This window comes from Chryseobacterium sp. JUb7, from assembly GCF_024806495.1.
Classification (GTDB): domain Bacteria; phylum Bacteroidota; class Bacteroidia; order Flavobacteriales; family Weeksellaceae; genus Chryseobacterium.
In genome coordinates this window covers 722245-735727 of record NZ_JANUFF010000001.1, presented here as the reverse complement: position 1 = coordinate 735727, position 13483 = coordinate 722245, and the positions used below count along the sequence as shown (strand labels likewise).

The window sequence follows — 13483 nt, the reverse complement described above, 5'->3', positions numbered from 1 at the left end:
ATCTTTAAGGAGGTTTTTTAGAATATTTTAAATGTAATACTTATTTTTGTTGAAATTAGCCGGAAAAATGAAGAATGCTATAAGCTGGATTTTAATTTTATTTCTCACTGTATCTCTTTTGAACAATTGCCTTAGCACTAAAGTTCAGAGAGAAATCAATCAAAAAACCTCGTTTATTGCAAAACTGAGGAAGATGTATTCTTCCGGAGATTCTTCAAAATGGCCGGCTCCTTTATTAGATGAAGAAGCAAAGCCCTATTTCTCTGAAATCGGACATTTGCCGGAAGTTCAGTTTCCTGAGGATAACCCATATTCTGCAGATAAATCATTTTTGGGAAAAACGCTCTTTTATGATCCACGTTTGTCGGGTTCCAATCAGATTGCGTGTGCTTCATGCCATGATCCTGAGCTGGGCTGGTGCGACAACAGGACATTTTCTTTCGGTCACGACAGACAGCTGGGTACGAGAAATGCAATGAGCATTCTTAATATTGCCTATGCTCAATCTCTATTCTGGGACGGAAGAGCAGGATCTTTGGAAGAGCAGTCTCAGATGCCGATTCAGGATAAAAAGGAAATGAGCGAACATATCGATATCGCTGCCGGAAAAATCGCTAAGATTAAAGGATACGAAATACTGTTTGAAAAAGCATTTGGTGATAAAACAGTTACCAAAGACAGAATTGCTAAAGCGATTGCTACCTTTGAAAGAACAATAAAAAGTCCGCCAAGCAAATTTGATTTGTTTATCGATGGAAAAATAAATGCCTTTACAGATAATGAAGTGATGGGAATGCATATTTTCCGAACCAAAGCAAATTGTATCAATTGCCATAATTCAGGGTATTTTTCCAATAACAGATTTGAAAATGTAGGAACCTCTTTATTGGGATCAAAACATGAAGATTTGGGCAGGTATCTTGTGACGAAAAAGCCTGAGGATGTCGGAAAATTTCGTGTTCCAAGTTTGAGAGAAGTGACTCGAACAGGACCGTGGATGCACAACGGATCTTTTATGCCGCTTGTGGACGTTATTCATTTTTACAATAAAGGAAATTCAGAGCCGCCACAAAAAAAATCTACAGTGTATGAGGGCATTGCGCTGCATTCTGAAAAATCTCAAATGCTGAGGTTGCTGGATTTGACGGATGAAGAAATTTCTCAACTGGAAGCTTTTTTAGGAACTTTATCTACAAGAACTCAAAGAATTACTCCTCCAAAATTACCTGAATAAAACATGAGAAAAGAAAGTTCTACCAATTTATTTAATGAAAAAGCAATGCAGGATTTTTGCAATGCTTCAAAAACGTTGGCGTTGATCAGCGGACGCTGGAAACTTTCTGTTTTATTTAAACTGCTTGAGAATGATACTTATTATTCTGATTTTAAAATTTTGCTGCCGGAAATAAGCGATCGAACACTTTCCCGACAGCTGCAGGAGTTACAGAACGACGGGCTGATTTCTAAGGAGAAAAATAAGGTGTCTTCTGTCTATTCATTAACGGACAAAGGAAGAAAATTGGATTTTATTTTAAAATCACTTTCAGATTTTCAGGATTAAATTATCCAAAATGTACCTGTTCCAGAAATTCTATCACTTCGCCATTTGGGCTGTATACAAGGCTGTTTTTGACACGGACTGATTTATCTTTATTAATTAAATCGAGCTCAAATTCACCATTGCTTAAATCTATAGCACCTAATTCTATTGCTTTTATTCTTGCCTGATGAGCATCTTTCACTGTAAAACAAATATGAAGTAAAGCATTTTCTATATATTCATCGTGATCTTTGCGTTTTCTGCCCTGTGTAGGCATATCAGCATTTTTGTCACATATTTCAAGATAATAATTAATGGCTTTGTGATGCAACATTGCACATATTTCAAGGTTAAAATCTGGTAATGACCAATCGTGAACTACTTCAAAGCCCAGTTTTTGATAAAATGAAACGGTTTTTCCAAAATTTTGAGCCTTAATTGAGACATGATGAAATGCCGTAATATTTTCTGTTAATTCCATTATGATTTTTTTTGATGTTCAAAGGTAAATAACTGAAATTGGGCTTGAAAGAACTTACAAAATTGTTAGTCGGTTTTACGGTTTTCCGTAGAGGATAAGCTTTTAAATTAAATAATATTGTATAATTTCGCAAACGAAAACTAATTTAAATAATCATGGGAATTGTATTAATCATTGTATTGATTGGTCTTGTAATTTTTACATTCATTAAGATCAACAAATTAAAGAAAGAATTAACTCAGAAAGATGTTCAGATGACTCTTCTGAACCAGAAAATAGGGCAATTGAATTCTGAAAATATAAGCCTGAACTCAGATAAAATATCATTAAATGATAAAATTCAACGCTTAAGAAGTGAAGTATCCAATCTTCAGATGGATAAGCGTTCATTGGATAATCAAATGGTGTCACTGAGAAGCAAAAATGATGAATTGAAGAAATATCAGGATATCATTGATGTAAAAGTAGAATGTGAATATCTTCTTCAAAAAGCTCAGCGACAAAGCCTTAAACTAACTGAAAATGCTGAGCTGGAACTTGCTGCCGCGAAGGAACAGTCTAAAGAATCACGCAGAATCACAAGAGAGTATACTGAGAAAAAACAACGCGAGATCGAACTGTTGTATGAAAACGCACTAAAAGAATCCCAACGAATCATAGAAAACGCAGAAAATAATGCGGAGAATATTGCTGGTGATGCGTACAGAAGTATACGGGAAGCCGGTGAAATTGCTGAAAGAATAAAGGCTATGCAAAATGTGATCAAAGGGTATGGAAACGAATATCTTGTTCCTAGTTATACTTTATTGGATGAGCTTGCTGAGGATTTTGGACATAAAGAAGCTGGCGAAAATCTTAAAAAACTACGCCAGAATAATAAATTGATGATCATCAGCAGGCAAGCCGGAATTTGCGAATATATGGATGATGAAAGACGAATTACGGCTGTAGACTTTGTGATTGATGCTTATAATGGTAAGGTAGATTCTATTTTGGCTTCAGTTAAAAAAGATAATTTTGGAATTTTAAAACAAAAAATGGATGATGCCTTCCAGTTAGTTAATTTCAATGGTAAGGCTTTCAGAAATGCCAGAATATCTGATATATATCATCAGGCGAGGCTCGAAGAGCTGAAATGGGCAGTTGTTGCTCAGGAACTGAAAGCTCAGGAACAGGAAGAGCAGCGACAGATAAGAGAACAGATCCGCGAGGAAGAAAAAGCCAGAAGAGAATTCGAAAAAGCAATGAAAGAGGCCGAAAAAGAAGAACAAACTTTAAAAAGATTGATTGAAAAGGCAGAATCTCAGGTAGCCAGAGCAAATGAAGAACAAAAATTACTTTTCCAACAAAAATTAGAAGAGCTGCAAAATAAGCTTGAGCAGACAGAGGAGAAAAATCAGCGGGCAATTTCAATGGCTCAGCAGACCAAGACCGGTAATGTGTACGTGATCTCAAATATTGGTTCTTTTGGAGAAAATGTATATAAAATAGGCATGACCAGACGCCTAGATCCGCTAGATAGGGTTCGTGAATTGGGTGATGCAAGTGTTCCGTTTGAATTTGATGTCCATGCAATGATTTATTCTGAAGATGCACCAGCTTTGGAAAGGCAGATTCACAAACAGTTTTTGAAAAAACAGGTGAATAAATGTAATCCTAGAAAAGAGTTTTTCAAATTAGGTTTAAATGATGTTAAGTCCTACTTGGAATCGATGGATATTAATTGTAAATGGACGATGGTGGCAGAAGCAAAGCAGTATAATGAAACATTAAAGCTTGAAGAAGAAATGCGAACCAATAAACAGCGTGAAGCTGAATGGGAACACTATCAGGAGGTTGCAGATCCTGTAAGTTATGAAGAAGTAATTGAAGAAATATAAATAAATCAACTCCGGAAATTAATCCGGAGTTTTTTGTTTGCCATTAATGAAAATAAGTATGAGATTGTTATTTTTGATATAGTTATAATATAGAATAATTATATCAGATGATTTTACATAAGATATCCCTTAGTATGGCAATTGTTTTTTGCTTTACAATCAATGCACAGAATAATAAACAAATGTCTGCATTGATTAAAAATGAGTTTCAGTTTGCCGAAAAACAGTATAAATATTTGATGAAGGCCATTCCCAATGATAAAATGCCGCAGTCATACAATGCTTCTGAAAAAAAGGTTGTGACCAAAGATATCAGCTGGTGGTGCTCCGGTTTTTATCCCGGATCTTTATGGATGATTTATGAACAGACAAAAAATAAGGATATAAGAAAAGAAGCTGAAAGGGCATTGTCAATTATTGAATCCAATAAAACATTTACCAGAGATCATGATCTGGGCTTTATGATGTTTTGCAGCTTCGGCAATGCCTATAGAATTACCAAAAAACCAGAATATAAAGAGACCATTCTCACCTCTGCAGAATCATTATCCACAAGGTTTTATCCGGGAATGCAGGCGATTCTGTCCTGGGATAAAATGGCAGATTTCAAAGGTCCGGTTATTATAGATAATATGATGAATCTTGAGATGTTGATTTGGGCCGCTCAAAATGGAGGCAGCAAAAAATTGGAAGATATTTCGGTTGCTCATGCCAATACTACAATGAAAAATCATTTTCGCCCCGATTACAGTTCCTATCATGTTATTGATTATAACAAAAATACAGGGGAAGTTTTAAGCAAAAAAACGTTTCAGGGATATGCAGATTCTTCTGCTTGGGCAAGAGGGCAGGGTTGGGCATTATACGGCTATACCATGATGTACCGTTTTACAAAAGATGAAAAATATTTAAACCAGGCCAAAAATATTGCGAAATTTATTCTTAGCAACCCCACATTACCGGAAGATAAAATTCCGTACTGGGATTTTAATGACCCGAAGATTCCCAATGTTCCAAGAGATGCTTCTGCCGCTGCGATTATCGCTTCTGCTTTATTGGAATTGGGTCAATATACAAAAGGATCAGAAAATAAAAACTATGTAGAAACTGCTGAAAAAATGTTAATCAGTTTGTCCGGGGAGAAATATCAGCCAAAATTAGGCGAGAACGGAGGTTTTCTATTGATGCACAGCACCGGCGCATTACCTCTGCATTCTGAAATTGATGTTCCTTTGATTTATGCAGATTATTATTTTCTGGAAGCACTGAAAAGGTATAAAGACTGGTATTTATAAAGCTTGTTGGTACTCACTTCTTATTAAAATCTAATCTAAAATATTTTCCATATATTGAAGTCTCTAAGCGGAAAAAAAATACTTTTTCCCAAATTCTGCATCACAAATAGGCTTAATATTTTGTGTTTTCTTTTAATTTATGCAGAGTAAATTTGATAATTAACGACAAAATATACTGATATGAAAATAGGTTTAATAGGATTTGGAAAAGCCGGAAAGGCAGTGGCAAATGTCATTCTGCAAAACCCCGATTTTTCTTTAGAATGGGTTTTGAGAAACACCAAAACATTACAGCTCGCTTCAGCAAAGGAATTTTTAGGCATTTCAAGTGATGATCCTGCACATATTTTTTCACAGCAAAATATAGACATTCATACGCTGTTTGAAAATCATCCTGTAGATTTTATTATTGATTTTTCGACGGAAGACAGTATTTACACTTACGGAAAAGCGGCTTCAGAAAAGGGAATTAAGATTATTTCTGCGATTTCGCATTATCAGGAGAAAGAACAGGAATTCCTGAAAAAGCTTTCGGAAAATTCGGTTGTTTTCTGGTCGCCTAATATCACCGTTGGCGTCAATTATTTGTTATTTGCAGCTTCTTTACTTAAAAATATTGCGCCGGATGTAGATATTGAAGTCATTGAAGAACATTTTAAGGCTAAATCCGGAATTTCAGGAACCGCCGTTAAAATTGCTGAAACCCTGGATATTGATGCAGAAAGTATAAATTCTGTCAGAGCCGGAGGAATAGTCGGAAAACATGAAGTTATTTTTGGATTTCCTTATCAGACCGTACGTCTGGTACATGAATCTATTTCAAGAGAAGCATTTGGGAACGGAGCTTTATTCGTTGCTAAGAATATTAAAAATAAAGAAAAAGGATATTATAATTTTGAACATATCTTAAAGCCTTATTTTTTTAATGATTCACAAAATGCAGTGTCTTCATGAATAACTGAATTTTATACTTTTTTAAATAACCAAAAGCCTTTAAATCATGATTTTAAAGGCTTTTTTGTTTTCATTTTTAAATATGCCATCTCCTGTAATGTATAATTAGTGATGATATGAGCAATTCTATGCTTTATTTTCATTAATTATTTTCTCTGCTTGATAAAATTGCAATCTCAGTGTTAAAATTGGTGAATTTTTTTCTTTAATTAACCTTCTTTTTATCCCTGAAATGATACTTTTTGAGGATGATTTTGAAAAAAATTAAATAAATTTTAAAGTTTTTCTTATCATATTTTAATTTAAAAAAATATTTTAATTTTTTTTAGATTTTTATTTTCATAATAACCTCTTTTTGAATTCTTTCTAAAAAATATATCATCATTTTTACGATAACCTTATCATATTTTTTATGGTATTCTTATCATCAGAAATAGATATGTAAACTATTGATAAGCAGTAAGTAATTGTAATTTTATTTTTTTTATTCAACTGAATTTTTATATTTGTCATGTTACGTAAATGTTAACATAGAAATGGTTCCGAATTTTATTCATACGTATGTTTCTGTCGACTGTGTAGTTTTTGGCTTTGACCACGAAAACCGACTCAACATATTATTGGTACAGCGCCGCTTGGATGATGTACCTACAGAAAGGCAGAGAAAATTGCCGGGTAGTTTAATACTTAGTGACGAAGATGTAGATGATGCAGCACAAAGAGTGCTTCATGAGCTGACCGGCATTAAAAAAATGGTTCTTAAGCAGTTTAAATGTTTTGCAGATCCTTTACGTGCCAGCAGTCAGGATGATATAAAATGGATGGGAATGGAATATAAGCATCATATCGACAGAATTATTACGGTGGCTTATCTTTCTCTCTGTAAAATAGATCATAAGATCAACAGTACAAAATATGATACGGTAGACTGGTATCCGATAGATGAGGTTCCGTCGCTTCCGTTTGATCATAACAAAATTATCAGTGAATCTTTAGTTGAGATCAGAAAATGGATAGAATCTGATTTCTCAATTATTTTCGAACTGTTGCCGAAAAGATTTACCATAAGACAGTTGTATCAGCTGTACAGTGCTTTAAGTGAAAAACGAATTGATATTAAAAATTTTCATAAGAAGATTTCATCGTTCAACTATATTATTCCATTGGAGGAAATAGAAACCAATGTTTCGCATCGCGCTGCAAGATATTACAGATTTGATGCTAAAATTTTTAAGAAAAACAATACTAAACTAATAAAATAACACCGTTTTTGAATTATGTATTTACTAGGATATGACATAGGCAGTTCTTCCGTGAAAGTTTGTCTCATCGAGGCTTCCAGTGGAAAAATTATTGCATCCGACTTTTCTCCGAAAAAAGAGATGAAAATCATTGCTGTCAATCCCGGTTGGGCAGAGCAGAATCCTGTAGACTGGTGGACCAACCTGAAACTGGCGCACGAAGCCGTGATGCACGAATCAGGAATTCATCCTGAAGATATCAAAGGAATCGGGATTACATGGCAGATGCACGGTTTAATTTTAGTAGATAAAGATCAGAATATATTAAGACCTTCGATTATATGGTGCGACAGTCGCGCTGTTCCTTATGGTGAGAAGGCTTTCAGAGAAATCGGAGAAGAAAAATGTCTGTCGCATCTTTTAAACTCTCCGGGGAACTTTACGGCTTCAAAACTAGCCTGGGTAAAAGAAAACGAACCTGAAATTTTTGAAAAAATAGATAAAATAATGCTTCCTGGAGATTATATCGCCATGAGACTCTCGGGTGAAATCGGAATGACCATCGAAGGGCTGTCTGAAGGGATTTTCTGGGATTTTAAAAATAACTGTATCTCTGAAGATGTGATCAATCATTACGGGATTCCAAAGAGCTTTTTCCCTGAAATCATTCCTACTTTTGGAATTCAATCCACAGTTTCTGCAACAGCAGCACAGGAATTAGGATTGAAAGAAGGAACTCCTATTTCCTACAGAGCAGGTGATCAGCCTAATAATGCTTTATCATTAAATGTTTTCAATCCTGGCGAAATTGCCTCTACAGCAGGTACTTCAGGTGTTGTGTATGGTGTTCTGGACCAGCTTGAATACGATAAATTATCCAGAGTCAATACGTTTGCACACGTTAATTATACTCCGGAACAGACAAGATTAGGCGTTTTACTGTGCATCAACGGAACAGGTATTTTAAATTCCTGGTTAAAACATAATTTTGCAACATCATTGTCATCTTATGGCGATATGAATGATCTTGCATCTCTTTCGCCGATTGGTTCTAAAGGTTTAAGCATTATTCCTTTTGGAAACGGTGCAGAAAGAGTGCTGGAAAATAAAGATACCAGCTGCTCGATTCACGGAATTAATTTTAACATCCATTCAAAAGGAGATATTTTGCGTGCAGCACAGGAAGGAATCGTATTTTCCTATGAATACGGAATGAATATCATGCGAAATATCGGAATGGATATTCAGGTAATCCGGGCCGGAAATGCCAATATGTTTTTAAGTTCAATTTTTCGACAGTCGCTTGCCAGTGTCAGTAATGCGGTGATTGAGCTTTATGATACAGACGGAGCTGTAGGAGCTGCAAGAGCTGCAGGAATGGGAATCGGTTTTTATGCAGATTCTAAAGAAGCCTTTTCTTCCCTCGAAAAAATTGCAGTGATAGAGCCTGAACACGAAAAAAGAGATCAGTATTTAGAATCTTACTCAAGATGGACAAAGCATCTTAACGAAATAATATAATCCACCTTACAACGGAGTTTTCCATTGCTCTTACCGACTTTCAAAATCGGTGAGAAGGGGATTCTTATGCTAAATTTTAAAATAAATTATTATTGTGTTTGTATTTTATATGCTTGACAATTAATGGTTTATAAATGTAATTTGGCAGGTTGTGTTTGATATTTCTACTACCAATGATTGATAATCAGCATAGTCAGAATGAACTTTTCGAAGCCTCAGATATTCAAACGGTCATCATTAAACAAATTAAAAATAAAATCAAATAAATATGAGCACTTTAACAGGTACAAAGGAATATTTTCCGGGAATAGATCAAATCAAATTCGAAGGTAAAGAAAGCAGAAATCCATTGGCATTTCGCTATTATGATGCCGAAAAAATAATTATGGGAAAGCCCATGAAAGACTGGACCCGTTTTGCAATGGCATGGTGGCATACGTTATGTGCCAACGGAAGCGATCCATTTGGCGGGCCAACAATTCATCATCCGTGGGATGCCGGACATGATGCCGTTTCCAGAGCGATGCAAAAGATGGATGCCGGTTTTGAATTTATGTCTAAAATAGGCTTTCAGTATTACTGTTTCCATGATATTGATCTGGTAGATCCTGCGAACAACTGGAAAGATTATGAAAAAAACCTTCAGTCTATTGTAGACTATGCAAAACAGAAACAACAGGAAACTGGCATCAAGCTTCTATGGGGAACAGCCAACGTTTTTACTCATGAAAGATACATGAACGGTGCCTCTACCAATCCGAATTTTGATGTGGTGGCCTGTGCGGGAACTCAGGTTAAAAATTCTATCGATGCAACGATCGCTCTTGGTGGAGAAAATTATGTGTTCTGGGGCGGAAGAGAGGGATATATGAGCCTTTTAAATACCGATATGAAACGTGAAAAAGATCATTTGGCGCGTTTCCTTTCGATGTCAAGAGACTATGCGCGTCAGCAAGGTTTTAAAGGAACTTTCCTGATTGAGCCTAAGCCGATGGAGCCTACAAAACACCAGTATGATTATGATTCAGAAACCGTGATAGGATTTTTAAGACATTACGGATTAGATAAAGATTTTAAATTAAATATTGAAGTTAACCACGCCACGTTGGCCGGGCACACTTTTGAGCATGAGCTTCAGGCTGCTGTTGATGCCGGGCTTCTGGGAAGTATTGATGCCAACAGAGGGGATTATCAAAACGGATGGGATACAGATCAGTTCCCGATAGATTATTACGATATGGTTCAGGCTTGGCTGGTACTGCTTCCTGCGGGAGGTTTAGGAAATGGAGGAGTTAATTTTGACGCCAAAATCAGAAGAAATTCTACCGATGCTGAAGATTTATTCATCTCTCATATTTCGGGAATGGATGTTTTTGCAAAAGGGCTTTTGGCTGCGGCAGATATTCTTGAAAACTCTGATTATAAAAAATTAAGAACAAACCGTTACTCTTCTTTTGACAACGGAAACGGAAAAGCATTCGAAGATGGTGCTCTTACTCTGGAAGATCTTCAGAGAATCGCCCACGAAATCGGAGAACCTCAGCCAAAAAGCGGAAAACAGGAACTGTTTGAAGCGATCGTGAATATGTATATCTAATATCAGTAAAAAGGCTGCCAAACACTAAGGAATTTCAATATTGATAATGATTAACGGCCTTTTTATTCAATCCTAATATTTAAAAATAATAATTATGAACCGATTTTATTTTGCCAAAACAAATAAGGCTGCATTATTCTTTGCAATGGCTTTATTGCCTTCTGGCATGGTGTATTCACAGGTTAAAAAAGATACTGTTGAGAAGGAGAAGAGTATAGATGAGGTGGTTGTAATTGGATATGGAAAACAAAGAAAAGAGGCCGTAACAGGATCTGTGGTATCTGTAAAAGGAGATGTGGTAAGAGAAGTTCCTTCTGCAAATGTAAGTCAGGCTTTACAGGGAAGAGTGGCCGGAGTTGACATTGCACAGACTTCCAGCAAGCCCGGAGCTCCAATGCAGATCAGAATCAGAGGAACACGTTCTTTAACAGCAGATAATGATCCGCTAATCGTATTGGATGGGATTCCTTTTCCGGGATCACTGGCAGATATCAGTCCGAATGATATTCAGAGTATGGATATTCTTAAAGATGCTTCTGCAACGGCAATTTATGGATCCCGAGGTGCCAATGGAGTTATTTTAATAACGACTAAAACAGGTAGAAAGCGTCAACGAGCAACATTCAGTTATAATACATACACAGGTATTACATCTGTTTTTTCTAAATATCCAATGATGGATGCTCAGAAATTTATTAAACTTCGTGAAGATGCCGGACTTTTTACTCAATATGGAGCCGACGAATCCAAAGAAGTCAATACCGACTGGCAGGATCTTATGTATAAAAACGGGATCGTTACCAATCATGATCTTGGAATCTCAGGAGGGACAGAAAAAAGTTCGTATAACTTTGGAATGAGCTATTACAATGAGCAGTCTGTTCTTCCAGGGCAAAATTTTGAAAGATTTAATTTAAGAGGAAGCCTTGATCAGGAATTAGGACAGTATTTCAGAATTGGAATTACTACAAATAATGCTTATACAGTAAATAAAGGAAGCAATCTTGGGCTTTATAATACCTTAAGCAATACTCCTGTTGCCAATCCTTATAATGCTGACGGAAGTTTGAAACAACGTGTGATAATGTCCGCAGATACACAATATGTGTACACAAGAGATGGCATCAAAAGCTTAGGAGATGCATGGATTGATAAAGCAATAGCATTCAGTTCTTATAACAATGTCTTTGGTGAATTTAAAATCCCGTGGGTAAAAGGTCTTACCCTGAGAACCAATGTAGGTTTGAACTTTAAAACGACCAATACCGGAAGTTATACAGGAGAGGGTGTTTTCAGTTCAGAACCGAATAATTTATCTACAGCATCAATCGGGAATTCTCTATTGACACATTGGGTAAATGAAAATATCTTAACCTATGACAGAACTTTTGCGAGCAAACATAAAGTGAATGTTGTGGCATTGCAGTCTCAGGAACAAAGAACATTTAACAGCTCGTATATTACGGCAAGAGATATCCCTACAGACCAGTTTCAGTTTTATAATTTAGGACATGCTCAGGGAGAAGTTATCATTAATCCGGATAACCAGGGCTACTATAAAAGAGGACTTAAATCCTGGATGGGCCGTGTGATGTATGAATATGACGGACGTTATATGTTCACCGCTTCCATAAGAGGAGATGCTTCTTCGGTACTGGCACCTGGATATCAGTGGAATATCTATAACGCATTTTCTGCAGGATGGAACGTAGCGAAAGAAAAATTCTTAAGAGACTCCAGATACATTAATAATCTGAAACTGCGTTTCGGATACGGAGAAACTTCCAATCAGGCTGTAGCGCCATATTCTACTTTTGGAAGACTGACTACGGAACCTTATAATTTCGGAAATACTTATGCGATCGGAACCTATGTTTCTACATTACCCAACTCCAAATTAGGATGGGAATTTTCAGAAACACTTAACTACGGTTTAGATTTCGGGTTATTCGGAAACAGACTGACAGGTACGGTGGAATATTATACGACCAATACCAAAAATCTGCTTTTAGATGTTAAATTACCTGCAACTTCGGGCGTAAACAGCTATACCGGAAACGTAGGATCTACAAGTAACAAAGGGATTGAAGTGTCATTAAATGGCTCAATTATCAATAATCCTGATGGCTTCTCGTGGGATTTGGGTGTGAATTTTTATGCCAATAGAAATAAAATTACCTCATTGTCTGACGGAGAAACAAGAAATACCGGAAACTGGTGGTTCGTTGGGCATTCAATCAACTCTATTTATGATTATCAATATGCCGGACTGTGGCAACCGGGCGATCCTTACATGGGTATTTTGGAGCCGGGCGACCCTAAATTGATTGAGGGTTCTATTAAAGTTTTATATACAGGAGGTTATAATGCAGACGGAACTCCAATGAGGGCTATTAATGCTGAAGACAGACAGATTATGAATACTGATCCGGACTTTCAGGGTGGTTTTAATACAAGATTAGCCTATAAAAATTTTGATCTGAGCATTGTCGGAGCTTTTAAAAGCGGTGGTATCTTAATCAGTACACTGTATGGAAATACCGGATATCTGAACATGATGAACGGACGGAGAAATAACGTAGATGTCGATTACTGGACCCCGGAAAATACAGATGCCTATTACCCGAGACCAGGAAGTATTCAAAGCAATAACAATCCTAAATATGGCAGTACATTAGCCTATTTTGATGCTTCATATCTTAAAATCAGAACCATCACCTTAGGATATAATTTTACACAGGGAGTATTTAAAAAAGCAGGAATCAGTAAAATGAGAGTCTATGCTACGGTAACGAATCCGTTTGTATTTTTCTCACCTTATCATAAAGCATCAGGAATGGATCCTGAAACCAACTCATATGGAAACGAAAATCAGGCTGTGAACAACGAAATTCCATCAAGATTCCTGACCATAGGAACAAATACACCGTCTTTAAGAAATTATATGATTGGTTTAAACTTAACATTCTAAAAA

10 protein-coding genes are annotated in these 13483 nt (G+C 36.2%); 9 read left to right on the top strand and 1 reads right to left on the bottom strand.

Features of this window, described 5'->3' with window-relative positions; translation table 11 throughout:
• The first annotated feature begins 67 nt into the window (after positions 1 to 67).
• Together M2373_RS03370 and M2373_RS03365 are read left to right on the top strand one after the other, a co-directional pair.
• Complete coding sequence (locus M2373_RS03370) at positions 68 to 1234, top strand: cytochrome-c peroxidase (protein WP_259107455.1); 1167 nt, start codon at positions 68 to 70, stop codon at positions 1232 to 1234.
• A 3-nt stretch (positions 1235 to 1237) separates the two neighbouring features.
• Positions 1238 to 1561, top strand: a complete 324-nt coding sequence (locus tag M2373_RS03365) for a helix-turn-helix domain-containing protein (RefSeq protein ID WP_259107452.1) — start codon at positions 1238 to 1240, stop codon at positions 1559 to 1561.
• A 1-nt stretch (position 1562) separates the two neighbouring features.
• Here the strand turns inward: M2373_RS03365 and M2373_RS03360 are convergent, their stop codons facing one another.
• Positions 1563 to 2021, bottom strand: coding sequence for a VOC family protein (locus M2373_RS03360; RefSeq protein WP_259107449.1), 459 nt, complete (start codon positions 2019 to 2021; stop codon positions 1563 to 1565).
• Between the two features lie 155 nt (positions 2022 to 2176).
• On the opposite strand from M2373_RS03360, the gene M2373_RS03355 reads away from it, so the two are divergent.
• The 7 genes from M2373_RS03355 to M2373_RS03325 all read left to right on the top strand — a co-directional run bounded on the left by M2373_RS03355 (position 2177) and on the right by M2373_RS03325 (position 13480).
• Positions 2177 to 3901, top strand: coding sequence for a DUF4041 domain-containing protein (locus M2373_RS03355; RefSeq protein ID WP_259107446.1), 1725 nt, complete (start codon positions 2177 to 2179; stop codon positions 3899 to 3901).
• Positions 3902 to 4035: 134 nt separating this feature from the next.
• Positions 4036 to 5196: a glycoside hydrolase family 88 protein gene (locus tag M2373_RS03350; protein ID WP_259107444.1), complete on the top strand. Its 1161-nt coding sequence runs from the start codon at positions 4036 to 4038 to the stop codon at positions 5194 to 5196.
• 180 nt (positions 5197 to 5376) lie between these two features.
• Complete coding sequence (locus M2373_RS03345; protein WP_259107442.1) at positions 5377 to 6150, top strand: 4-hydroxy-tetrahydrodipicolinate reductase; 774 nt, start codon at positions 5377 to 5379, stop codon at positions 6148 to 6150.
• Positions 6151 to 6686: 536 nt separating this feature from the next.
• A complete protein-coding gene (locus tag M2373_RS03340) occupies positions 6687 to 7412 on the top strand; it encodes an NrtR DNA-binding winged helix domain-containing protein (RefSeq protein ID WP_259107439.1) in 726 nt (241 codons plus the stop codon).
• Between the two features lie 15 nt (positions 7413 to 7427).
• On the top strand, positions 7428 to 8912 hold the full coding sequence (locus tag M2373_RS03335) for a xylulokinase (protein WP_259107437.1): 1485 nt from the start codon (positions 7428 to 7430) through the stop codon (positions 8910 to 8912).
• 268 nt (positions 8913 to 9180) lie between these two features.
• On the top strand, positions 9181 to 10509 hold the full coding sequence (gene xylA, locus M2373_RS03330; RefSeq protein ID WP_259107436.1) for a xylose isomerase: 1329 nt from the start codon (positions 9181 to 9183) through the stop codon (positions 10507 to 10509).
• Between the two features lie 94 nt (positions 10510 to 10603).
• A complete protein-coding gene (locus M2373_RS03325; protein WP_259107435.1) occupies positions 10604 to 13480 on the top strand; it encodes a SusC/RagA family TonB-linked outer membrane protein in 2877 nt (958 codons plus the stop codon).
• Positions 13481 to 13483 lie beyond the last annotated feature (3 nt).

Excerpts from the sequence above, each read along its gene's own strand:
- M2373_RS03360 (WP_259107449.1), bottom strand. The coding sequence starts at position 2,021 with ATGGAATTAACAGAAAATATTACGGCATTTCATCATGTCTCAATTAAG.
- M2373_RS03350 (WP_259107444.1), top strand. The coding sequence starts at position 4,036 with ATGGCAATTGTTTTTTGCTTTACAATCAATGCACAGAATAATAAACAA.
- M2373_RS03355 (WP_259107446.1), top strand. The coding sequence starts at position 2,177 with ATGGGAATTGTATTAATCATTGTATTGATTGGTCTTGTAATTTTTACA.
- M2373_RS03325 (WP_259107435.1), top strand. The coding sequence starts at position 10,604 with ATGAACCGATTTTATTTTGCCAAAACAAATAAGGCTGCATTATTCTTT.
- M2373_RS03345 (WP_259107442.1), top strand. The coding sequence starts at position 5,377 with ATGAAAATAGGTTTAATAGGATTTGGAAAAGCCGGAAAGGCAGTGGCA.
- M2373_RS03370 (WP_259107455.1), top strand. The coding sequence starts at position 68 with ATGAAGAATGCTATAAGCTGGATTTTAATTTTATTTCTCACTGTATCT.
- M2373_RS03335 (WP_259107437.1), top strand. The coding sequence starts at position 7,428 with ATGTATTTACTAGGATATGACATAGGCAGTTCTTCCGTGAAAGTTTGT.
- M2373_RS03365 (WP_259107452.1), top strand. The coding sequence starts at position 1,238 with ATGAGAAAAGAAAGTTCTACCAATTTATTTAATGAAAAAGCAATGCAG.
- M2373_RS03340 (WP_259107439.1), top strand. The coding sequence starts at position 6,687 with ATGGTTCCGAATTTTATTCATACGTATGTTTCTGTCGACTGTGTAGTT.
- xylA (WP_259107436.1), top strand. The coding sequence starts at position 9,181 with ATGAGCACTTTAACAGGTACAAAGGAATATTTTCCGGGAATAGATCAA.